Here is a 24,410-nt window from a genome sequence, read left to right as displayed (position 1 = left end):
TTTAATGTCACGATTTTTTATCGATAGACCGATATTTGCTTGGGTACTCGCTATTGTAGTGATGCTTGCAGGTATTTTGGCGATTAGGAGTTTACCTATTTCGCAGTATCCTTCAATTGCACCACCTGCAGTGAGTATTACTGCAACGTACCCTGGTGCATCTGCACGAACACTTGAAGATACGGTAACGCAAGTTATTGAGCAAAAAATGAAAGGGCTTGATGGCTTGCTTTATATGTCATCTACGTCTGAGTCGAGTGGTTCTGCTACGCTTACACTTTCGTTTAGCGCTGAAACTGACCCTGATATTGCACAAGTTCAAGTGCAAAATAAACTAGCTACAGCAACTCCACTATTACCAGAAGCCGTACAAAGGCAAGGTGTGGTAGTTGCAAAATCAGCGCGTAACTTTTTAATGGTTTATGCTTTTGTGTCTAAAGATGGCAGCATGACCAATATTGATATTGGCGATTATGTTTCATCAAACGTGCAAGACGTTGTCTCGCGTGTTGAAGGCGTAGGTGAAGTACAGCTGTTTGGTTCTCAGTACGCGATGCGTATTTGGTTAGACCCTGCAAAGTTACAAAATTATAAGCTTACACCTGCTGATATTAGTGCATCAATTAGTGCGCAAAATGCACAAGTATCTGCCGGTCAACTTGGCGGTATGCCTGCCGTTGATGGTCAGCAACTTAATGCAACAGTAACGGCGCAAAGCCGATTACAAACGCCAGAGCAATTTAAACAAATATTAGTTAAAACCAACCCAGATGGCTCTTTTGTACGTCTAGAGGACGTTGCTAAAGTAGAGCTTGGCGGTGAAAGCTACCGCGTTGTTGCTCGTTACGATGGGCAACCTGCATCAGGTTTAGGTATTAAATTAGCCAGTGGTGCTAACGCACTTGATACCGCAGAGGGCGTTAAAAAAGCAATTGAAGAGCTAAAACCGTTTTTCCCTGAAGGGTTAGATGCGGTAATACCTTACGATACAACGCCGTTTGTCTCGTTATCTATCGAAAAAGTTATTCATACATTAATTGAAGCTGTTGTACTTGTTTTTGTAGTTATGTATTTGTTCCTACAAAACTTTAGGGCAACGCTTATTCCAACAATTGCCGTACCTGTGGTTTTGCTAGGTACATTTGGTATTTTATACACCTTTGGTTATTCAATAAATACACTAACGATGTTTGCGATGGTACTTGCCATAGGCTTATTGGTAGATGATGCAATTGTTGTTGTAGAAAATGTTGAGCGTTTAATGACCGAGGAAAAACTCTCGGCACTTGAAGCTACACGTAAATCTATGGATGAAATTAAAGGCGCGCTGGTAGGTATTGCCATGGTGCTTTCTGCGGTATTTATTCCAATGGCATTCTTTAGTGGCTCTACCGGTATAATTTATCGTCAGTTTTCTATAACACTCGTATCGGCGATGGGGTTATCTGTTTTAGTGGCTCTTATTTTAACGCCAGCATTGTGTGCTACGTTATTAAAACCAAGCCATGTTCATGACGATAGCTCGTTTATTGGTAAGTTTTTCTCTGGATTTAATCGAGGTTTTGATAAAACAAATTCAGGTGCACAAAGCTTTGTAGGGCGCATGCTTACTCACTCTAAACGCTACTTACTTATTTATGGCGTGATTGTGGGCGGTATGGTTTATGTATTCTCAAGCTTGCCAACGGCATTTTTGCCTGACGAAGACCAAGGTATTTTGTTTAACCAAGTGTCATTACCAGCGGGTTCTACAACACAACAAACGCTTGAGGTTGTTAAAAAGGTAGAAAACCACTTTTTAAACGATCAATCTGAAGCAGTAAACGGTATCTTTACCGTGACTGGTTTTAGTTTTGCAGGTTCTGGCCAAAACTCAGCAATTGCCTTTGTAAATCTTAAACATTGGGATGAGCGTCAGCGTGACGAGTTATCTGTTCAAGGTGTTGCAGGTAAAGCGATGGGCTACTTTTCAACGATAAAAGAAGCATTTGTTTTTGCCTTTCCGCCACCTGCAATTGTTGAGCTGGGAACTGCTAATGGCTTTAATATTTTCTTACAAGACCGTGTAGGCCTTGGCCATGAGGCACTTTTAGCTGCACGAAATCAGTTATTAGGTTTAGCAAGCCAAAGTCCAATTTTAGCGGGCGTGCGTCCAAATGGACAAGAAGATATGCCAGAGCTACAACTTGATACAGATTTGGCAAAAGCCGAAGCGCTTGGTGTGTCGCAAAACGATATTAACAGTACACTTTCGACAGCATGGGGTAGTAGTTATGTGAATGACTTTATTGACCGTGGTCGAGTGAAAAAAGTGTATATGCAAGGTGATGTACAATCTCGCATGGTGCCTGAGGATCTAAATAAGTGGTATGTACGCAATGATAATGGCGATATGGTGCCCTTTTCAGCGTTTGCTAGTGCCTACTGGACGTATGGTTCGCCGCGTTTAGAGCGTTACAATGGTTTTTCAGCAATGGAAATTCAAGGTAGTGCAGCGCCAGGTTACAGTACAGGCCAAGCAATGGATGAAATGGAGCGTTTAGTTAAACAATTACCAAATGGTATTTCGTCTGAGTGGACCGGTATTTCATTCCAAGAGCGCTCTAGTAGCGGTCAAGCACCTCTACTATATGGCCTATCGCTGTTATTTGTATTTTTATGTTTAGCCGCGCTTTATGAAAGTTGGTCGGTACCGTTTGCGGTAATGATGATTGTGCCACTGGGTATATTTGGTGCAATTATGGCAGCGCTTGGCGGTGGCTTATCTAACGATATCTACTTGCAGGTAGGCTTGTTGACCACCATTGGTTTGGCATCTAAAAATGCGATACTGATTGTAGAGTTTGCGATTCATAAAATGGAAGAAGGGCTTGGCTTAGTTGATGCGGCTATTGCTGCTGTTCGCCTTCGTTTGCGTCCAATACTTATGACTTCGATGGCCTTTATTTGTGGTGTTTTACCGCTTGCTATTGCCTCAAGCGCGGGTTCTGGTGCGCAAAATGCGTTAGGTATTTCGATTATTGGCGGCACACTTGCATCATCAATATTAGTTGTTGTTTTTGTACCGTTATTCTTTGTGTTAGTGCGCCGTGTATTTCCTGGCAAAGCTAAAGAGACTACGAAGGAGAGCGCAGAATGAGCATTAAAACATTCAGCCTAAGTGCAATTGCTTTATTGGTGCTAAGTGGTTGCCAACTAGCGCCAGAGCAAAAAGACCTTGCTTTACCAGTATCTGATGCTTATGCATCAGATACTGGGCAAAGCGCTGCGCAGCAATTAAATTGGCAGCAGTTTTTTAATGACGAAAAACTACAAACGTTAATTAGTCAAAGCCTTGAGCATAACAAAGACATGCAAATTGCAGTGCTTAATGTGCAGCGTGTGCGTGGTTTATATCAAATTGAAGACTCTGCTTTGTATCCATCCCTTGATTTAAATGCCTCAGGTACGCGCCAGCGTTTACCGGCTGACTTATCAGGTACTGGCGATGCAGCTATTAGCTCGCAATACAGTGCAACAGTGGGTATTACCTCTTACGAGTTAGATATTTGGGGCAAGGTAAGTAACCAATCAGCGCAAGCACTGCAAAACTTATACTCTACAGAGCTTAGTCAATACAGCACGCAGGTGTCTTTAATTTCAGAGTTGGCAAATGCGTGGCTAAATTATGCAACTGATTTGCAACTGCTAGAGCTTGCAAAAGAAACGCTTACCTCTCAGCAAGAGTCATTATCGCTTACGCAAAAAAGCTTTGATTTAGGTGCGACGTCTTCTATTACTCTTGAGCAGCTTAAAAGCACAGTTGCTACGGCAAAAGTAGACATAGCAACGTACAAACGTTTGTTAAAGCGTGATAAAAGTGCCTTAGATTTATTAGTAGGTAAATCTGTTTCAGCTGATTTACTACCTAATAAAGACCTGACTAACTTGATCAGTATGCCAGAAGTACCCGTTGGTTTACCGTCTGACCTGTTATCACAGCGCCCTGATATTAAAGCCGCTGAGCATTTAATGCTTGCTGCTAATGCCAATATTGGTATTGCTCGTGCGGCGTTTTATCCAAGCATAAGCTTAACAGCCAATGCGGGGTCAGCTTCAAGTGACTTAAGTGGCTTGTTTGATTCAGGCTCTGGGACATGGAGTTTTGTGCCGACAATTAGCTTGCCTATTTTTAATATGGGACGTAACCAAGCAAATCTTGATGTAGCAAAAGCAGATCAAGAAATTGCAGTGGCAACGTATCAGCAAAAAATTCAAAATGCGTTTCGCGAAGTTGCCGATGCACTTGCTGATAGAGAAGGTTACCAAGAGCAATTAAGTGCCCTTGATATGCTTATAAGTAGTCGACAAATCACGTTTGATTTATCAAAAATGCGTTACGAAAAAGGCGCAGATAGCTACTTGCAAGTACTTGATGCTCAGCGTACGTGGTACGGCGCGCAACAGCAGTTAATTGCGGGTCAGCAAGCGTATCTTGCGAGTCAAATTAACTTGTACAAAGCGCTTGGTGGCGGATGGAATGTAGCCAGTGAAACAACTCAGGAAGAGAAATAATATTTGCGGCTTTTAAAGCCGCATTACATATTTATATAGCGAGACTATTTATAGCTCTTGCTTTACTGAGTTTATGACTTGGTAGTGGAGTTGAACATGAAGCCTAAAGCAAAAAGGCAAACAGATCCCGCGATAGCACTGGCTAGGCGTGAGCAAATATTAACAGCTGCTGCAGAGTGTTTTCGCCGAAAAGGTTATCACGGTGCAGGTATGGCTGAAATATCTAAAACGGCAGGGATGAGTGCAGGCCATATTTATAATTACTTTGAAAGCAAAGAGGCGATTATAGAAAGCATTATTGAAAAAGACATGGAAGAAATGTTCTCCATCTTTCAAAAGTTTGAAGATCACCCTGGTGATGTTTTAGCGGCTCTTTTAGATGGCTTAAATATTGGTGTGCAAAGGCACATGGACACAGGCTCGTGTGTTATTGATTTAGACATGATGGCAGAAGCAGGTCGAAATGTTAAAGTAGCAACTCTCTTGCGTGAAACCGATATTCAAGCAAGAGGGCGCATGAGACAGCTTTTAACAAGCGAGCGAAGTGCGCTCAAAGACATTGATGAGCGTGAACTTGAAAGCCGAATTAACGTTATTTTTTCGATGATGGCGGGGTTATTACTCAGAAAGTTACTCTACCCTGAGCTAACCGAAGAAACGGTACTAATAGCACTTCGCCCTGCAATGAAAACATTACTGATGCCATTTGATGAAGCGCAGTAACGCTCAAAATAAATAACCAAAAGTAAGCTAGCCAATATTTTGGCTAGCTTTTTTATTTTAGTCTATTTAAAAGCGCTCGATTGACCACTGAAGTGCAATGATTGCGATAGCAACGGAGCCCATTGGCATTAACCACTTTTTATACCAAGTGTAGTGTCGTACATAAATGAGTATTGGTAAGGCTATCAGTAATATACTAAGTTGACCGATTTCGACGCCTAAATTAAACGCCAAAATACTGAGCAGTTGATAGTCGCTCGACAGGCCAAGCTCGCCAAGTACGCTCGCAAATCCCATACCATGTAGTAAACCAAAAGCAAAAGTAAGCCAACCTAAACGAAGTATCAGCGGCCACACATTATTTAATGCTGCAAATAAAACCGATATAGCAATTCCAAGCTCTACCCAGCGGCTATTTGGTGAGACTAAGCTCATAGCTGTTGCGGTAAGCGTAATAGAGTGCGCAAGCGTAAACGCGGTTACTATCCATGCTGTGTGTTTAATAATTTGTTTTTTAGAGCTAATACCTTGCCATGCTTTATCGCTGCGCTTTAAAACACAGGTAAGTAACAGGGCGATTAAAAATAAAATATGATCAATACCAATCCAAATATGTAAAACACCCTGATACACGTATTGATTAAAGGTACTTAAATAACTTGTTTGCTCAAAGCTGAACGTTTGTTGTGCCTCGTTGATATTAAATACACGAGATACACCGTTTATATTTACGATGGATTTATGATTGGCATCGGTTTTAAAAAAAGCAGAATAGGAAAGGGAGATTGTTTCATTGTCATCACAGCTAAACTGCAGCGGAATCACCAAATAAGGCTGGTTAAAATGGTTATCTAGCTGATAGATACCTTCACTTTTTAAAGGGCATGATTGCGCGTTTTGCGTGATATTTAAATTTTCTTCAATGAAGTTATTAATTGAGCTGCGTTTTGCTTTTATTTCTGCCCACGAAATTTGCCCGTTTTTATCTAAATCCAGAGGTACTGCGTGCTCTAAGTCGGCTATATTAATTTGCCAGGTACCCGTGTATTGGTTTTTGTTGGTGTCGTTATTGTTCTCGCTATTTAAGGTTATATAACTTGTACTTAGTTGATGGGCAAAGCTGTAAGTTGAAAAAATACACAGCATTAAAGTGAGTATAAATAGATAAGGCGTTTTCATAGTGTGTCTCGTTGCATCGCTTTTGCTTGAGTAAGTAATTGCTCATCGGTGCTCATTTTAGCCTGTTGCCAATTAATATGAGCCCAGTAAAGTGCTTTTTCGCGATTTGGTTGTACATCAAGGTAATATTTAGCTAAGTCACTTGCATGAAAAGAATCTTTACGAAGCTCTCGTAGTGTAACTCTTTGCGCCATTGTATTTTGCCATGTTTTATCGCGTTTATTTAGTTTTTTTTCTGCGATTGAAAGTCTTAACAAAATAGCATCCTCTAAATTACTTTTATCAGGTAGCAGTACGCTTAATGTATTTAATACTTGTTGTGGTTGATTTAGAGCAATTTGAATATCGGCCCATAAAACAATAAGGCTCACAGGGGCTTGAACTAAATCTACACTTTGTAAGTGAGACAATGCTTGTTTGTAGTTATTTAAACGGTAGCTCATTTCACTTAAAACATGGTTTGTAGCTAGGCTAGTTTGATTATTATTTATAATTTTTACTAATGCTTGGTAGCTGTCTAAAACGCTTTCATGTTGGCTTTGTACATCAAGTACACAGGTGCTAGCAGTAATAGTGCTTACTTGCCCAATTAAGGCTACGCAGTGTTTTTTTGCTTGTGCGAACTTACCTTGAGTCATAAATATATTGGCTAGCAATAAATGGCTATTATTATGTTTTGGCTCTCCAATCAAAACGTTGTTAGCAATATCAATAGCTTCGTCAAAAAGGTGCTCTTTTTGTAAAACGCGAGCATATAAGTAACCAATTTGAGATGAGGGTGTTTGTTTATATAGCTGGGCTAAACGGGTTTTAAGTAGCCCCTGTAAACGCTCTGTTTGGCCTACATATTGGCTGTTAGTGACTAATGTATTTATCTCCTCAACAGACAGAGAAGCACTAAGCGTTGAATTACTTTTGGCAATAACTGCATCATCTTTTGGGGTAAAAGGCGCAGCGCTTAATGCAAAGGTCGTTAGGCATAAAGTAATAAATGCGACGGACTTAAAAATTGATAAATGCATTATAAATATCCTTTGAAAAAAGCCATCCATGGCCTGTCAGCTTAATTACTTGGTTAGTTACCGTTTGTTGAAATTAATCCATCAACATCGGTATCTGTGTTTGTAAACACCCGACCGTTAACAGTTAACGGCTCTGCATTTGGCGCTTGATTAAATGCATCGGTTGCAAATTGAGCAAAGTCGACTTGTAGTGCGTCAATTGTAATGTTTACTGTTGCAGTTACTTGCGAATTAAAGCCATCACTTACACCAAACATAAAACTATCTGAACCTGTCACTTCTTTATTTGGTGTATAGGTAAAGTTACCATCGCTATTAACGGTAACAGTTCCAAGAGTTGGTTCACTTGTTAATGAGTAAGTAAGCGAATCGCCATCATTGTCGGTTGCGCTAAGCATATCGGTAATGCTTACTTCAGTTTGTGTAGTTAGCATTGCATCACTTGCGGTCGGCGCTGTGTTTACAACCGGTGTAGGCTGTTTTTTATCATCATCGCTACTACATGCTCCCAATATTAATGCACTGAGGAGAACACAAATATGGGTAGTTTTTAAATTACGCATTATTTTACTCCTTATTTAGAGCCAGCAAGTGGTGTTGCAAGGTATGGGAATGTTGAGTCCATCATTGTTGCATCAATAGGTGCGCCGTCTGTAAATGGCACTGTGCCTGTATTAGCATCCTCTGGTGCACAAAGTCCTAAATCAGTGTCTTCACCATTTACAGGGATAGGATGACATAAACGACCCATCACAACACGTAGTGCAATATCAACCACATCATCACCCGGGCGACGACCATTTGGGAAGCCGGCTAAATCATTACCCGCTACACCAAATGCAGATTGATCAGCTTGCGCTGTTGCTGCAATGCCTGTATTTAAACGCAGCATTTCTGAAGGTGTTACAGTTGCTTGCTGATTAACGCCTGCAAAACCTGTTAAAAATGCAGTGATTAAATCAGTACGCGGGAAGTTTGTGGGTGCCAGTGTTTCTAAGTTTGCGCCAAGGGTCGTATTAACAGCATCTTTAAACAAAATGTTTAATAACTCTGGTAGTGCTGGGTGAGATACATAATCTAAAAATTGTGCATCATCTTTAGGGTGAGCAGTGGAGAATGTGTCCTTGTCTTTAATGCCAATTACAAGCTCGTTTACAAGCGGGCTACCCAAGCGTGAAACTTGTGTTAAAGCACCACCATTAACACCATTATTAGCAAATTTAGCATTAGGATTTAATACGCGAGCTTGAGGGAGGCTTGCTGTTGTCCATGAACCTATTACGCCATTACCTTCACCAACAATACAGCTTTTAGGTATTTCGATAGCGATTGAGGTTACGTTTTTATCTGCAAGGTCGTCGTTATCAGCTGATTGTGTTATGCCACCAGGAAAACCACCGCCGTCACCAGCACCTGGGGCGCTATCACCCTCTACAGGTACATAGTTTACTAAATCAAATGTTTTACCTAGGTTAACTACAAATGGGTCTTTACGTTGCCCTACAAAAACTTGTGCCATGCTTTCACAGTTAGGAATTGAAACCTGATACACAAATTGGTCAGCATAAGTTTGATAATCGCTCATTGAACCAAATGTTTTATTACCCACATAATCAAGCGGTTTAGAAAATGTGCTGGAGTTTGATGCAGTGTTATTTAATACCGTTGTTTCGCCAGTACGCTGCGCGCCGCTTATCATGCTTATTGTGTATGATTCGCTAAAATTTGCAGCGCTGTTATCTCCGGCAGATACACCGCCTACATTTTTAAGCGGTACAGACACGGTGCGTTGATTACCTTCAGGTCCAACAGTTAATTGCACACCTTGGTTATCATTAGGAAGCATGTTTTTAAAGTTAAACGCAAATGTAATATCTTCAACAGCATCGCCGTCGTTATCTATATGAATGCTGTAAGTAGCATCTGGGTCCATTGCAAAGTAATTAGGACCGCCGTATGCATCTTGCAGCGGGATGTAATTAGCAATTAATGTGACGTAATCATCACGACCTTGCTCGTAACTATTAAATACATAAAAATCGGTTGAATCTAAAGTCGGGAAACGGCTTATATTTGGCGCTTCTCTGTGGCTAGATGCTTCACTTGGTGCACTTACAAACGTACTACATATTACTACTGCGAGTATTGATGGAGTTAAAGCTTTCATGACTTTGTCCTTTAATTTTGATTGAAGTCATAGCTAATAACGGGGCGAGATTTAAATTGGATGCAAAAAAGTTAAATTATTTTATTTTTTGTTAAAAAGTTTAAAAGTAGGTTGGCTGCTTTGTGTAAGCAGCCAACTTTGGTCATAATAGTCGGGTTATAAAAGTACCAGCTCTGTGGTGTAAAGCACTTCAGTGGGAGAGCCATTTGGTGAGCCACCTATAGGCTCTAAACTCACTGCTAACAATGCGATATCACTTGCGTTGAAGCGGTTATCTTTAAATAATATTTTACTGCCTTGCTTGGGCAGTAAACCCAATGAAATAGGTGCATCTTGACCTTTTAAAATCATCCACAGCTCATAATCTTTATTAGTTTGAGCAACCAATTGGCTGCTAGCTTTAATTGAGAGCCCTTGCTCGCTTACATCAATAAACCACAATGATTGTTTATCTTGATTTTGAACCAAAGCAATTTGCTGAGTTTGCATAACATTGGTACTAGGCTGAATAACCAAAAAGGCTAAAACAATGCATGCGGCAGTTGCCACAAAAGACCATGTACGCCAAATTGAAGGCTTGGTATGTATGACTGTTTTACTTGTTTGTGGTCTGTTTTCAATACGCTGTAGTATATTTACCCATACATCGTCACGTGGCGTTTGCGGTGAAATAGCACTTGCTAAGTTGTTTAGGTTTTGCTCCCACATATTTGTTGCTTCACGTGTTTGATTTGAGTTAAGTAACAGACGCTGAAAACGCTTTCGGGCAAGCCCTCTAAGTGTGCCAAGCACGTACTGCCCAGCAAGCGCGTCTAATAGTTCGGGTTTATTATAATTCATAATGTTAAACACCTTTGTAGCTGCATAAGCCCACGCCTGATCCAGCTTTTAACTGTACCTAAAGGCGTTTCTATATGATCGACTAACTCGCTATGACTCAGCCCCTTATAATAAGCTAAGTGAATAGCTTGTTTTTGTTGCGGCTCAAGCTGTTCGATACAATTGACCAGTTTCGTTTCTTCATCGTAATTAACGTCAACACTTTCATTTTCATATTCGTCATCGCCTAACGACTGCTCTTTTCGTACTTTGTGATAGCGAAGTGAGTCAAGACTTCTGTATCTGACTATACTTATCATCCAACTAATAACGGTGCCTTTAGAGGCGTTATATTCAGATGCGTTATGCCAAATTTTTATAAAAGCGTCTTGTAGTGCCTCTTCTGCATAAGCCCTGTTAGTGAGCATATTTAAGCTAATAGCAAAAAGTTTGCCGCTAGTTTGTTGATATAAACTTGAGAAAGCATTTTTGTCTCCTTGTGCTGTTGCGCACAAAAGAGGGAGTAAATCATCGTTATCCATAGGGGTCCTGTTTTTCTTATTATCATTGAGTAAACGGTTGAGAGTGTGATTTGGATGCAAAAAATTTAATTGCCTTTTAGATTAGCTGCTTTATACGTAAGTACAAGCAATAACCGATCAGTGTTTGAAATTTAGACGTGTAAGTATAATTTATTCACATGTTTGTAAAAAATGCACAAAGAGCGGTCTGTAGTAGATTTTAGTTTATTAATTACTATAGATATCAATGGCCTACTGTTCGCGTTTGAATTTTAAATGGCATTTATATGGCGTGATATTTGCAAAAGACTACTTAAAGCCGTTTAAATTAAGATTATAAATCGGCATTATTTTCACAAAGGAGAGACTATGTGGGCTGCAATTAGTTATTCACTATTAGCACTACTGCTTATTTTTATTGGTTGGGAAGTGAACTCTGTTTATTTTGCTATTGTTTTTTATTGGACTGCGCTGTCACTTTTATTAGTGAGTACCGCGTATATTTTTAATACAGCAAAAATATTTAGAAAGCGTGAAAATGGGGTGATCCCATTTTATATACGGTGGGCGTTTGTGCCATTTTTATTCGGTGTGCAAATTTATAATGCCTGGTCACGTAAGCGCGATAAAGTGCCGCCCATTCAACAAATAAACGAAAACCTATTTTTAGCTTGCCGACTATTTCCCTCAGATATAGACACATTAAAAGATAACGGGATTACGGCGATTTTAGATGTTACGTGTGAATTCGACGGGCTCGAGTGGAGTTCAACACAAGAGAATATTAATTATTTAAACATTCCGGTGCTCGATCATAGTATTCCTACCCATTCTCAGTTAAATCAGGCTATTAATTGGATTCATCACCATATTAAAGAAGACCATCGCGTAGTCGTTCATTGTGCTTTAGGGCGTGGGCGCTCTGTTTTTGTCATGGCGGCTTATTTACTGAGCCAAAACAAAAATGCAGATGTGCATGAAGTACTTGCACAAATAAAAGAAACCCGCGAAACCGCAAATTTAAATAAGCATCAACTTCGCCATTTAGCTAAGCGACATAAAAAAGGCGAATTACTGATTAAAAACAAAGCCGTTTTAATTGCAAACCCTGTATCTGGTACACGATTATGGGAAGAAAAAGAGCACTTAATTGTTGCGCGGCTATCGGATTATTACGATCTGAAAGTACTCACTACTACAAAAGAAGTTAACGGTATTGAGCTGGCTAAACAGGAAATTGCGCAAAATCCGGATATTATTATCGCATGCGGGGGAGATGGTACGGTGGCCGAAGTTGCAAGCGTACTTGTAAATACACAATGTAAACTAGGCATCATCCCTATGGGGACTGCAAACGCCCTTGCGCATGTATTGATGGGTATTACCTCTAAATTTATTCCTGTTGAACAGGCTTGTGACTTAATTATAGATGGTCAAACAAGCATAATAGATACTGCTTATTGTAATAATGAATTAGTACTACTGCTCGCGGGTATTGGTTTTGAGCAATCAATGATAGAAAAAGCAGATAGAGAGTCGAAAAATAAGTCGGGGCAACTTGCCTATTTAAATGGTTTTTTTGAGGCGTTTGGCGAGCAAAAATCGCAGTTACTTAAAGTAAAACTCGATGATAATGAGCCAAAAGAAATATGTACTAATAGTTTTATTGTGGCCAATGCAGCGCCTTTTACAACGTTATTGGCTCAAGGTGGCGGGCAACCTGATCATAGTGACGGGCTACTCGATATAAATTGGTTAACACCAAATAATGAAGATTCAACCACAGTACTAAGTATTGCAGAGCTGATGTTTAGTAGCTTAACGCAAACACATTTAGCTATAAACTCTCACCATACAAATGCCAAAAGAGTAGAGGTTACAGGTGAAGGAGAGCTTAAGTACGTACTAGATGGTGAAGTTAAAACCGCTCAAAAACTAGTTATTACTATTGAGCCGGCTTCATTAAATGTGATTTGCAAAGAGCAATAAATCGCGTTAGTTATAATCAAAAAAGGAGCTAAATTAGCTCCTTTTTTTACATCACTTTTTAATTGATGGCCAAACAAACCCTGTTGTATCCGGCGCTTGAGAAGATGTTTCTCTTGGTGCACTTTTTGGTCTACGAATAGGCTTATTATTTATAGTGTGAATATAAAGTGCTTCCACTTTATCGCGAGCCCAAGGCGTTTTACGCAAAAACTTTAAACTCGATTTAATGCTGGGTTGATCAGTAAAACATTTAATTTTTACTTGCTCGCCAAGTGTTCTCCAGCCAAGTCGTTGTTCTAACTCAACAAGTATTTGTTCTAATGTTACCCCATGTAGAGGGTTTTTAGGTTGATTATTCATAGCCATACTACTTATTTAAACTGCATGCATTGTAGCTTAAATCAGCTTTTAGCGCTAATTCACAGTGATTGTTTTAGGAGCTGTTGGGTAAATAGCATTACCTTGCTTATCTATTTTAAGCCAAATGAGTTGGCTGTTACTGTGTTGGGGTGTTTTAGCACCACACAAAAGTGTAAAAGAGTGAACTTGTATTAATGCCCCTTCGCTATAGCGTTTGTTGTCGTACCAACAGTTAGCTTCTTCATTTACAAACTGGTTTGCATCAATAATTGAATGGGTTTTTAGCGTTGTTGCTTCACTAAGTATTGAATACGATAAGCTGCTAAAACAAAAACATAGAATTAAAAAGTTACGCATTAGAGGCCTTTAAATAGGGAGGGTTAAAAATAATACATTAAGCTAAAAAACGTGCTAGTGTAAAGTACACAAAGTGATTTTAAGTATAAATTTAGTTATTCACATAACAATAAAAAGGTGCACACAATGCAATTTAATCAAACAATGATCGAAGAATTCACACTATTAGCAAAGTTTCCTCGCGACAGTAAAATGCAGGGTATTAAATTACATTCAGACGCAGAGCCAAGCTTACTTAGCGCAGCGCAACGTTTATTTGAAAAAGGGATTATAGATAGCCCAGATGGCGGATATTTAACTGATCTGGGCTTAGATTTAATTGAGCACGTTACGGTTATTCATAGCGCGCTACAAAGTTAATCTAAATTAGCTTAATTTGCATCGGGTTGATTTTGCGGTGCAGCGTCATTAAATGCAGCTAATTTATTACAATGTTCGTAAATGGCTGCAATTTTTGGATAAGCGCTCATATCTACGTTAAAACGAATTGCATTAAATACTTGCGGCACTAAACAAATGTCAGCAAGTGTTGGTTGGTCACCAAAGCAGTAGCCATTATTTTCGTTTAGCATCAGTTCTATTTTTTCAAAACCCACTTCTATCCAATGTCGATACCATTTATTTTTAGCCTCGTCATCAACACCTAATTCGTTTGATAAATACTTCAGCACGCGTAAATTATTAACAGGATGAATATCGCAAGCAATGGCAAAGCTTAAGTTTCTTATTTGCGACTTTTGCCACGCAGTCCCTGTAATTAATGGCGATTGCGGATAAGTTTCATCTAGCCACTCAAGTATTGCAAGCGATTGTGCTAAAACACCATCATTGGTTTCAAGTGCCGGTAGTAAGCCTTGCGGATTAGTCGCTAAGTATTCTTTCCCAAGCTGCTCCGATTTTAAAAGGTTAACAATAGCAAGTTCATGATCGATTGCTTTTAAGTTAAGCGCTATACGCACTCTATAAGCCGCTGATGAGCGAAAGTAGCTGTATAATTTCATAATTAATCCTGTGAACCTGTAAATTGTTTTTTAATTGTGCGCCAGCAATCGGTGTAATTTGGTTGGCGCTCTTTACCTTCTAATGCATATTTTGTCGGTGAAATTATATAGCGCGACTCAAACATAAAGGCCAATGTGTTTTCATATTTTTGTGGTGTAAGCTCAGCGTTTGAGGCTTTTTCAAATACGTCGGCTTCAGGTCCATGTGGCGACATACAATTGTGTAAACTTGCGCCACCAGGTACAAAACCATGCTCTTTTGCATCATACACACCTTCAATTAAGCCCATAAATTCACTCATAATATTGCGGTGATAATACGGCGGGCGAAATGTATTTTCGGCTACCATCCAACGCGGTGGAAATATCACAAAATCGACATTTGCCATACCCTCAGTAGCAGAAGGAGAGGTTAGTACAGTGAATATAGAAGGATCGGGGTGATCAAAGCTCACTGTATTTATTACATTGAAACGCGATAAGTCGTATTTATAGGGCGCACTATTACCCGTCCATGCAACCACATCAAAAGGAGAGTGCTTAATTTCACAGCTAAATAAATTACCGTTAAATTTAGAAACAAGCTCAAAGTCACCTTCTTTATCTTCAAAGGCCGCTACAGGGTATTGAAAGTCTCTGTCGTTGGCATAACCGTTTGCACCAACAGGTCCTCGCTCTGCAAGCTCTAACGCATGGCCATAATTTTCACAAATATAACCACGGGCTGTATTATCAATTAAATCAACAGAGAACTTAATTCCTCTGGGAACTACAGCAATTTCACCTGGTTTAATGCTTAACTTACCGCACTCGGTGTGAATTAATAACTCACCTTGCTGAGGGACAAACAACATTTCGCCATCGGCATTGCAAAAGTAACGCCCTTGCATTGACTGATTAGCGACATATACATGAATGCCAATACCAGATTGCCCATTAGCACTGCCATTAGCAGCCATCGTTACTAACCCATCAATAAAATCAGTAGGCTGTGAAGGCATATCAATAGGATTCCAACGTAGCATTGTTGGTGGTGTTACGGCTTCAGTGATTGGGGCTGTTCTTATTAGGCCGTTATCAATTGCTTGGTAATCACCTTGCACTACAGACGGACGAAGGCGGTAAAACCAAGTGCGACGATTTGAAGCGCGAGGAGCCGTAAATGCAGTCGAACTAAATTGCTCTGTGTATAAATCGTATTTAACTTTTTGTGGGCTAAATTGTCCTATTGGCAGTGCACCGGGTAGCGCTTGTGTTTCAAATTCATTACCAAAACCGGTCATATAACTTAATTGTGTCGCCATTACTGACTCCTGTGAGAGGGGGTTGGTTTAATATTATTTTTATTTCAGTTAAGATACTCTCAAGTGAGACTAATATCAAATGTGCAACTACGCATCCGTGTAAATATTAATGAACACTAAAGTAAGCCTTATAAAGCTGGGATAACTAAAAATGAAAATTGATTTAGCAACGTTTTTACCTTATCAATTAACGAATGTAGCAACACGTGTAAGTAATGACTTTGCCGAGGTTTATCAAACTAAATACGGTTTAAATATTCCGCAGTGGCGAATACTTGCTAATTTAGCGCAATATGGTCAGAGCAACGCAAAGGATTTATGCACGCAAGCAAATATGGACAAGTCGACAGTGTCGCGTGCGGTAAAAGTTTTAATAGATAAAGGTTTAGTGAAAAGTGAGTTAAATGCACAAGACAAACGCGCGGCCTTACTTGTACTGAGTAAAGTAGGTCAAAGCTTATATGAGCAAATAGCACCCGATGCACTGAATTGGGAAAAACAATTACTGAATACTTTAACCAACGAAGAATACGAAGTGTTAGTGGGTATTTTTGAAAAGTTAAATAACAAATTAAAGACATAAAAAAGCCCACCAAAGTGGGCTTTTAAAAGATGTTTTAGGCTACAGTTCTAAATTAGAAAGTGTAACGAACACCTACACGCATTTCCCAAAGAGATGCATCACGTTGAGTTGTGGTGCTTGCGTTATTCCCGTTAAAGTTTGAATAAACGTAACGGCCTTGGTCATCAATATCTGTTGAAATCATACGAGCACCAACGAAAGGACCTTTTTTCAGTACACCCCAATCATCGTTTAACATATTAGTTAAGTTATCGATTACGAAGAATGCTTCACCTTTATGGCCATCCATGAACCCAGGTACTTCTTGAGTTAGCTTAAAGTTAAACTTAACAAACCAATCAGAGTTTTGCGCGTTACGACCTGAAATTTCACCACGTTTTAATCCTTCAGATGCAATGAACTCATTAAATTCATTAATCTCATCTGCTGACATGTTATAAACAACGTTAGGATCGTTTACTAACGGTACATAAAGTAGTTGGCGAGAATCATTTGAATTAAAATCACCAAATGTATCTTCATCGTTACCATTAAATGTGAAGCTGTAAGGCAAGCCTTTGTATGCTTCACCAAATAAATTAAAGCGAGTGCTATATCCATCGATAAATTCATGTGTGTAAGCAAGGTTTAATGTAAAGCGATGAGGTATTTCATAATCTGATGAAGATACACCAGGATCTAACGGGTTAGACGTTGCCAAGTTACCGTAGTTAGAGCTCGCTGTTGAACTTGTCATTGGGTTAACATCATCAGCATCTGTATAAGCATATGATAGTTGTACTTTAATACCGTTATCGAATGCTTTGCTTACAGCTGCAGAGATAATTGAAGTTTCACCACTGTCACCATTAACATTTGTTAAAAGTAAATCACCGTCACGTCCTTCAATAGAGGTTAAAATTGGACGACCATCAAAAGTAGTAGTACCACTGTCAGTAAGGGCTTGGTCCATTAACGTTGCTGCATCACGCTTTTTGGTGTAGAGATAATCTAATGAGATTACATATTCGTCTTCTGTTGTATAAGTAGCCCCTACTGAATATTTCCATTCCGATGGGATTTCAAAATCAGAAGCTACGGCGTTCGTAAAGCTATCTCCAGAACCAATTACTGTGTTAGCTACTTTATCAAACTGTGATTGTGGTACATCAAAACCTGGTTTTCCACCATTCACATTTGGTGTAGCAAATAAATCAATAGATCCAAACTGATTTGCGCTAATATTTGTGATGCCGTCGTTTGAATATGAGTTAGATAACCACACATTCGGATTACCACCTGAAAATAAGCCCAAACCTGCGCGAACTTCAAGTGCATCAGTTGCATACCATTCAAAGCCAATACGTGGTTGAACTAAATCCACACCATCAAATGTTGATTGGTTACTGAAACCATAACGTGCAGTATAGTTTTCATTTAAAGTAGGCTTGTCATCGCTAGTGTAACTGTCGTAACGAAGACCAAACGTTAGTGATGCATCAATGTCTGAGAAGCTATATTCATCTTGAATATAAAAAGTATGTTGAGCATATGAGAAGCTAGCGCCGGCATCTGCAGCATTATTCGTACCTGCGGCATTATTGTAGAAAATTGCACTTGCAATTCCTGCTTCGTAATCATCAATACTTGCAAAACTCCATTCACCTTGCGTGTGTTGAACGAATTGGTTAAATACTTCTAGCTCTTCATACTCGTAACCAGCTGTTATCGTGTGCTGGTCAAGGTAGTAAGTACCAGCAAGTTTAAATGTAGTTGTATCGTAATTTAAATCGTTTGATTGACGAGAATCATCTGGACCTAAATATACTCGACCTCCATCCGATGTGTTTACTTGGAATTCACCAAAGCTGCTTGCAGCATCAAGTGATTCAACACGTGCATCTAGTTCCGATTTACCTAAACGAACTTCAGTTGAAAAATCGTCATTCCAGTCTGAGTATATTGAACCGATGATTGAAGTAAATTCTGCACCTTGCTCATAAAAGTGACTATCTAACGATAGGCGAGTTGAACCAGTATCTGATTGAGATAATGTAAAGCCGTCATTATAGTTATAAACTAAGTTAGCACGGTGAGAATCGTTAATGTTCCAATCTAATTTAATTAATATTTTTTCATCTTCTACAGGTGCACTCGAAGGAGTGGTACCTGCATCATAACCATACACATTTTGTGAAATTTGTTGGATACGAGCTAAGTCGCTTTCAGAAACACTTGAACCTAAAGGGTCATAATTGAATTGTGCTACCCCTTCTAGCTTTTCATATGAAGTATATAAAAATAATGAATCTTTAATTAGAGGTAAGCCAACATTAAAACCGTAGCGTTTTTCATTATAACTACCGTTATCAACGTCTTCGCCTTCAATTTTATCACCTTTCATTGAATCATTTGTGTAATCGAAAAACACGCCACCATGAATTTCGTTGCCGCCAGATTTAGTTACAGCATTGATGTTACACGCTGTAAATCCACCGTACTGAACATCAAATGGTGCAAGTTCTACAGCTACTTGCTCAATTGAATCAAAAGAAAAAGGTGCGCGAATAGTAGGGTAACCATTTGAGCTTAAGCCGAAGTTATCGTTCATACGAACGCCGTCTAGCGTTAAACTATTAAATTTTGGATTACCGCCACCACAGTTAATAGTGCCGCGGCTATCATCTATTGCTACTCGTGGATCAACACGAATGATATCTTTTAAATCACGGTTAATAGCAGGCTGATTCTCTAGATCTGTAAGTGTGAAAGTAGACGCCGGACCAGTACCGCCAGACATAGAGCTAATTGGCGCGCCAGAAACTACGATTTGTTCCATGCTTGATTGTGACTCAAGAGAAACGTTTACTGGATAATCGTTACCAATATTAAGAATAATGTTATTGAATTCTTGGTCTGCATATACATCTGAATCAACAATTACTTTATAAGGACCGCCAACTCGCAGGCCTTTAGCTGTAAAATAACCAGCGTCATTTACTTCAGTTGTTTTTACTGATCCAGAAGGTACGTGTAAAATTGTTACTTTAGTGCCGGCTGCTGGGTTGCCGTTAGGCCCCATTACTTGACCTTTAATTGCAGAGGTCGTTTCGTTAGCCATTGCAGCGCCACTTACACCAACACATGCTGCAATAGCAAGTGAAAGAGCTGTTTTGCGTAATTGAGTTTTCATTTAATTTTCCCGTGTAGTTATTAATTAAATTTTTATATTTTTATTTTAAAATTTTTCAAAATAAACAGTTAAAGTTCATTTATTCAAAATCCGTTACTAGTGTACCTTATTTATTCGTTACAAATAAAATACAACTGCAATATATTTTTAATAAATAGTACTATTTTTGTCTATTTGAGTGTTTTTTTGAGCAATAACTCTATATCGGGGTATATATTACGTGGGCTTTATGACAAACATGTGAAATTGGGGTGTGAAAAACAAAAAACCCATTACAAATTTGCAATGGGTTTTGTTAACAATTAACTTAATGTGTTATTACTTACCTATTAAGGCTTAAAACTTGTAGCTAATACCAACTTTAGCCTGCCAAGCTGATGACGATGAATTGATTTGTGAGTAATTACGCACATCTGCACCGCCAAAGCTGTTGTCTATTTTATATCTGCCTTGGTCATCAAGGCCACCAAAGTCATAAATAGTTTGGTTAGAGTAACCTAAGCGTTTTTCTACACCCCAGTCGCTGTTTAGAAGGTTTGCGAAATTATCAATCATTAGATAAACCTCACCAGTGTGACCTTCAGCAAAGCCTGGTATTTCTTGCTTAATGCTAACGTCCATCGTAGTAACCCAAGGTTGAGTTGCTGTATTTTTACCTAAAATACCACCACGCTGAGATATACCAGCACGCTCTAGTAATGGTTCTAACTCAGCCCAAGTCATACCTGATTCATCCCAGTTTACATTTGGATCATCAGCACCTGTAGGTATATATGGTAAGTAAGCACCATTACTGAAGAAACTACTCGTATCACCCAAATCACTGTCTTTATACATGTTCATTGTATAACTAAATGGACGACCTGAACGACGTTCAAAATACACGTTAAACTTAGTCGCATACCCTTCAAAAAACTCTGTGTTATATGCTAAGTTGATTTTAAAGCTGTGCTCAACTTCGTAAAAACCACGTGCTGCAATATCTTCATTACGATTTACTGTAATATTATGCTTGTAGTTACCTTCCGCTTGAGAAGCTGAACCGGCTGATGACTCGGTAACATCCTGGTGAGCATAGCTTGCCGATACAAACAGGCCATTATCCCACTGTTTAGCAATACCTGTTGAAATAATAATTGAACGTCCATCATCAGATGAATTCGTCATTTCTATGTCAGCGTTATCAGCTAAAGAACCACTATAAATAGTTTCATTTATGACGCGTTCACCATCAGCTGCAATACCGATTGGGTTAATAGATGTATTATGCCATACCGCCTCATTCTCTTTTTTATGATAAGCAATCTCTGCTTGCCATTTAAAGCCATCACCTAATAGTTCAGAATCAAACTCATATTCAAAACCTATTTGGGTGCGAATGCTTGAAGGCAATTTAAAATCAGGGTCGATATAAGCAACGCTACCAGCACCTTGTTCTAATGAGTTTTTAATTTCATCAGGCACCTGAGTAATATCGGCAGTGTTATTTGCATAGTAGTCGTTAATTACATCGTTAGGAGCAGATACTAATGTAATACCATCGCTTTGGAATGAGTTGTTATACCAAACATTTGGAATACCACCTTGGAAGCGACCAATACCACCGTTAATAGTAAGGGCTTCTGTTACGTAGTATTTAAAGCCAACGCGAGGAAGTATAATGTCTAGACCATCTAGATTTTCTTGGTTAGTAAAGCCATACGTATTCGCAAAATTTTCATTTAGAGTTGGTTTATCATCTGATGATAAACGTTCATAACGAACACCTGCTGTAACTTCTAAATCGTCACCTACATAAAAAGTGTCTTCAATGTAGAGTGCTAGTTGGTTACGTCTTACATCATATGCTGTATCAGCTGAATCATTAGTGTAAGCATTCTGATAAGAGAAATCATAAGAACCAATTTCACGGTTTTCAAAATTTTCTAAGCTATCAAACTTCCACGTGCCAAGAGAGTTTTCAGCAAATAAGTTATATAAACGAAGTGACTCATATTGAGCACCAAAGTTTATTTCATGCTCATCCATTAAATAGGTAGCATCGAGTGTGAAAGTTAAATTTTGCGTTTCAGAGCGGTTAGCATGACGATATTGATCTGTACCAAAGTTGTAAGAAGGGCCATTTCGACCATCTTCATCAACTGAAATACTACCTAGGTTTGAGCGAGTTGCGCTATCAGAGGTAACATCTTTATATGACACACCAATTTCAGTAGAAAAATCTTCAGTCCAATCAGAGTAAAGCTTTGTTGAAAAGTTATTGAACTTCGTTACGTAGGCGTAGGTGTTCGATGTTAGTACAATATTATCGCCACCGGTGCTAGTGTTACGCTCATCTTGATCGTCTTGCCATTGGTAAGTAAAATCTAAACGATGGTCATCACTTGCGTTCCAGCTTAGCTTAACTAACAGGTTTTTATTTGTATCTTCTGGCGCACCTGCTAATGAATCAGTCAAGCCATATTCATTATTTAAAATAGAAATGAAACGGTTATAGTTAGCTTCTGAAGTATTAAATTCGTTGGCTGCACCAGAGCCGTCAAAGCCGTAATCAAGATCTAATTCGCTTGACCATTCTGAATAGTTAACGAAATAAAACAGTTCGTCTTTAACAATTGCGCCACCAACGTTAAAACCAAATCTTTCTTCAGTTTTAATCGGCTCTACTTTATTTGTAGAATAAGTTTTATGACCTAGCTCATCAAGGTCATCTTCTTGAACAATGCTATCGACATCGCCTGCAATCTCTGGAGTAGAGATTTCATAAAAGCCAGAGAACTTAAACTCATTTGTACCAGATTTTGTTACTGCATTAATAGTACCGCCACCAAAGTTACCTTTAGAAGCTGAGAAAGGAGATACATCAACAGAAACTTGTTCAATAGCATCAAGTGCTACAGGAGGCTGAGAAGTAGGGTAGCCACCAAAGTTCAAGCCAAAGTCATCATTTTGACCAATACCGTCAACAGTTAAACCGTTGGTACGAGGGTTACTACCTGCAAACGTTAGCTCGCCATTACCATTAATACTGGCAAGTGGGTTTAAGCGCGCAATATCTTTAATGTCGCGGTTAAAGCTTGGCATATTTTCAATAGTATCAGAACCAAATGAGCTGCTTGAGCCACCAGATTGCTGAACAATTTTATAACCAGACACTTCAATTTTTTCAATGTTTAGCGGAGCAAGCTGCGAACTTAAGCGGTATGTTTCACCCAGATTTAGATAGATATTTTCAACAGTCGTATCGTTAAACTTATCAGAATCGATGATAACCATGTAAGGACCACCTACACGTAAGCCATTAGCGATAAACGTACCACTTTCGTTTGTAGTTAGCTCGCTAATAGTTCCCGTTGGTTGGTGAACTACTTTAATTTTAACGTTTGCAGCACTGCCACCTGAAGGCGTTGTAATTTTACCACGCATTGCAGATGAAGTATCAGCAGCCATTGCGCTTGTAGAAACACCTAGAGCTAAAATTACCGCTCCAGTTAATTTCGAAAGGCGAAGCTTAGTCATAATGTTGATTTCCCGTGTGTAGGTTATATAAATTTAATACTGTTTATTTGTCAGTCGTCATTTTTAGTGCCGTTTCTAACTCTTTTGCAGAAGGGTCAAATAAGGCGTTCAATAGTCCAGCTAGTCGAATACCCGCTTGTTGTAGGCGTGTTTTAACAATTGGAGTGTTGTTATAAATGTAGCTGTACCCAACTTCGTCGTTGGTGTACTTATAAATTTTTGTTGCTAAATTGTGTGATTCTTCAACCCAAGTTTTAGGTGAGCTTTGTAAATACTCAGCAATTAACTCGCTGTTATTTGTATCAATAAATTGAGCGTATTCAGTAAACGACAAGTTCTCGTTCTCAACTAACTTTGTATCCCAAAGGCTGTGAAGATTTGTTTCTTCGTTAAAAAATGAAACCTTAATACGGTTACCACCTCTGTCTTCACCTCGACCGGCATGAAATGGCTGATGGCTATCGCCTACTAAATGCACTAAAAAACGCAAACTGAACTGCTTAGCATCTGAGGTGCTATTTTTATCAGTGAGTGTTTGCATTGAATAGTGAATGCCTTCTAGGATATTACTTACAGATTCTTTGTTTTTTGTGTGATCGTGATTGAAGCTGAAAGATTTTCCTGGTGCTGCATTAATATAATGCCAACGAGATGATTGCTTTTGCCAAAAGTCGCCAGGAGCAGAGCGCATTTCATCAGGCCACGTTGATATTTGCGCAAGTGACTCACCATCTAAATAAGGTTTAATTGCTGCTTTAGTTGTTTCGCTTATATGAGATTGTGCAATCTGCCCTACAATACGGTGGCCATTTTGACCCCAAGCGTGTGAGTTAGTGCTTGTGAATATCGCACTAATCAAAAGCGCAGAAGATATCGAGTACTTTATATTGTTATGCATTAAAACTTCCTAAATGAATATTTCATGGGGTTGCTATAAGCTAATGCGGTCAATTGTCCTCATTTTTAATGTTGATAGGAAGGACTTATTAAAATTCATAGTTTCTTATTAAATTGCGTTTAAAATCAGTCTCTTATATTTAACAGGTAAAATTACTTGTTGTAATAAGTAAGCGAAATTGTTCAAATACACTATATCGTCTATTTTTGGGTGGCATTGCTTTGGATTATAAAAATATTGTG

Annotated in this window: 19 protein-coding genes; 6 read left to right on the top strand and 13 right to left on the bottom strand. The window is 39.0% G+C overall.

The features are described 5' to 3' along the window. Nucleotides 1–4: 4 nt before the first annotated feature. The 3 genes from I6F10_RS03295 (at nt 5) to I6F10_RS03285 (ending at nt 5,277) form a co-directional block, all read left to right on the top strand. Nucleotides 5–3,139, top strand: a complete 3,135-nt coding sequence (locus I6F10_RS03295; protein ID WP_197098435.1) for an efflux RND transporter permease subunit — start codon at nt 5–7, stop codon at nt 3,137–3,139. Continuing rightward, complete coding sequence (locus I6F10_RS03290; protein WP_182194806.1) at nt 3,136–4,554, top strand: efflux transporter outer membrane subunit; 1,419 nt, start codon at nt 3,136–3,138, stop codon at nt 4,552–4,554. The genes I6F10_RS03295 and I6F10_RS03290 overlap by 4 nt, the downstream gene beginning before the upstream one ends. 96 nt (nt 4,555–4,650) lie before the next feature. Beyond that, nucleotides 4,651–5,277 carry a TetR/AcrR family transcriptional regulator gene (locus tag I6F10_RS03285; RefSeq protein ID WP_197098434.1) on the top strand — a complete coding sequence of 209 codons (627 nt, stop codon included), beginning with the start codon at nt 4,651–4,653 and terminating at the stop codon, nt 5,275–5,277. A 66-nt stretch (nt 5,278–5,343) separates the two neighbouring features. Here I6F10_RS03285 and I6F10_RS03280 read toward each other — a convergent pair whose 3' ends face one another. The 6 genes from I6F10_RS03280 to I6F10_RS03255 form a co-directional block, all read right to left on the bottom strand. Beyond that, nucleotides 5,344–6,456: a HupE/UreJ family protein gene (locus I6F10_RS03280; protein WP_182194811.1), complete on the bottom strand. Its 1,113-nt coding sequence runs from the start codon at nt 6,454–6,456 to the stop codon at nt 5,344–5,346. Next, nucleotides 6,453–7,478 carry a hypothetical protein gene (locus I6F10_RS03275; protein WP_197098433.1) on the bottom strand — a complete coding sequence of 342 codons (1,026 nt, stop codon included), beginning with the start codon at nt 7,476–7,478 and terminating at the stop codon, nt 6,453–6,455. Before I6F10_RS03275 ends, I6F10_RS03280 begins: the two co-directional genes overlap by 4 nt. Nucleotides 7,479–7,531: 53 nt before the next feature. Beyond that, nucleotides 7,532–8,041 (bottom strand): Ig-like domain-containing protein, encoded by a 510-nt coding sequence (locus I6F10_RS03270; protein WP_165742541.1) that lies wholly within the window; start codon nt 8,039–8,041, stop codon nt 7,532–7,534. An 11-nt stretch (nt 8,042–8,052) separates the two neighbouring features. Next, the gene (locus I6F10_RS03265) at nt 8,053–9,645 is read right to left on the bottom strand and encodes a DUF4331 domain-containing protein (protein WP_197098432.1); all 1,593 of its coding nucleotides are present in this window, start codon (nt 9,643–9,645) and stop codon (nt 8,053–8,055) included. Between the two features lie 156 nt (nt 9,646–9,801). Beyond that, nucleotides 9,802–10,485 (bottom strand): anti-sigma factor, encoded by a 684-nt coding sequence (locus I6F10_RS03260; protein ID WP_165742539.1) that lies wholly within the window; start codon nt 10,483–10,485, stop codon nt 9,802–9,804. Beyond that, entirely contained in the window at nt 10,482–11,006 is a 525-nt protein-coding gene (locus I6F10_RS03255) for a sigma-70 family RNA polymerase sigma factor (protein ID WP_007582398.1), read from the bottom strand. Before I6F10_RS03255 ends, I6F10_RS03260 begins: the two co-directional genes overlap by 4 nt. Nucleotides 11,007–11,354: 348 nt before the next feature. On the opposite strand from I6F10_RS03255, the gene I6F10_RS03250 reads away from it, so the two are divergent. Continuing rightward, a complete protein-coding gene (locus tag I6F10_RS03250; protein WP_165742538.1) occupies nt 11,355–12,974 on the top strand; it encodes a diacylglycerol kinase family protein in 1,620 nt (539 codons plus the stop codon). A gap of 51 nt (nt 12,975–13,025) precedes the next feature. Here I6F10_RS03250 and I6F10_RS03245 read toward each other — a convergent pair whose 3' ends face one another. Next, nucleotides 13,026–13,334, bottom strand: a complete 309-nt coding sequence (locus I6F10_RS03245) for a VF530 family DNA-binding protein (RefSeq protein WP_024591820.1) — start codon at nt 13,332–13,334, stop codon at nt 13,026–13,028. A gap of 54 nt (nt 13,335–13,388) precedes the next feature. Further along, complete coding sequence (locus I6F10_RS03240) at nt 13,389–13,691, bottom strand: DUF1496 domain-containing protein (protein WP_002959040.1); 303 nt, start codon at nt 13,689–13,691, stop codon at nt 13,389–13,391. A 126-nt stretch (nt 13,692–13,817) separates the two neighbouring features. Here I6F10_RS03240 and I6F10_RS03235 point away from each other — a divergent pair, with 126 nt between their 5' ends. Continuing rightward, nucleotides 13,818–14,051 (top strand): TIGR02647 family protein, encoded by a 234-nt coding sequence (locus I6F10_RS03235; RefSeq protein WP_007375551.1) that lies wholly within the window; start codon nt 13,818–13,820, stop codon nt 14,049–14,051. A gap of 11 nt (nt 14,052–14,062) precedes the next feature. Here the strand turns inward: I6F10_RS03235 and maiA are convergent, their stop codons facing one another. Continuing rightward, nucleotides 14,063–14,692: a maleylacetoacetate isomerase gene (gene maiA / locus I6F10_RS03230; protein WP_024591819.1), complete on the bottom strand. Its 630-nt coding sequence runs from the start codon at nt 14,690–14,692 to the stop codon at nt 14,063–14,065. A 2-nt stretch (nt 14,693–14,694) separates the two neighbouring features. Next, a complete protein-coding gene (gene hmgA / locus I6F10_RS03225) occupies nt 14,695–15,996 on the bottom strand; it encodes a homogentisate 1,2-dioxygenase (RefSeq protein WP_165742537.1) in 1,302 nt (433 codons plus the stop codon). Nucleotides 15,997–16,147: 151 nt separating this feature from the next. On the opposite strand from hmgA, the gene I6F10_RS03220 reads away from it, so the two are divergent. Continuing rightward, nucleotides 16,148–16,579: a MarR family winged helix-turn-helix transcriptional regulator gene (locus tag I6F10_RS03220; RefSeq protein ID WP_165742536.1), complete on the top strand. Its 432-nt coding sequence runs from the start codon at nt 16,148–16,150 to the stop codon at nt 16,577–16,579. 52 nt (nt 16,580–16,631) lie between these two features. Here the strand turns inward: I6F10_RS03220 and I6F10_RS03215 are convergent, their stop codons facing one another. The 3 genes from I6F10_RS03215 to I6F10_RS03205 form a co-directional block, all read right to left on the bottom strand. Continuing rightward, nucleotides 16,632–19,751 (bottom strand): TonB-dependent receptor, encoded by a 3,120-nt coding sequence (locus I6F10_RS03215; protein ID WP_165742535.1) that lies wholly within the window; start codon nt 19,749–19,751, stop codon nt 16,632–16,634. Between the two features lie 336 nt (nt 19,752–20,087). Beyond that, complete coding sequence (locus I6F10_RS03210; protein ID WP_165742534.1) at nt 20,088–23,270, bottom strand: TonB-dependent receptor; 3,183 nt, start codon at nt 23,268–23,270, stop codon at nt 20,088–20,090. A gap of 43 nt (nt 23,271–23,313) precedes the next feature. Continuing rightward, complete coding sequence (locus I6F10_RS03205) at nt 23,314–24,168, bottom strand: S1/P1 nuclease (RefSeq protein ID WP_165742533.1); 855 nt, start codon at nt 24,166–24,168, stop codon at nt 23,314–23,316. Nucleotides 24,169–24,410 lie beyond the last annotated feature (242 nt).

This window comes from Pseudoalteromonas sp. SWYJZ98, assembly GCF_015864495.1.
Lineage (GTDB): Bacteria > Pseudomonadota > Gammaproteobacteria > Enterobacterales > Alteromonadaceae > Pseudoalteromonas > Pseudoalteromonas distincta.
The sequence above is the reverse complement of the archived record's forward strand: the minus strand, read 5'-3'. Positions and strand labels throughout refer to the sequence as shown.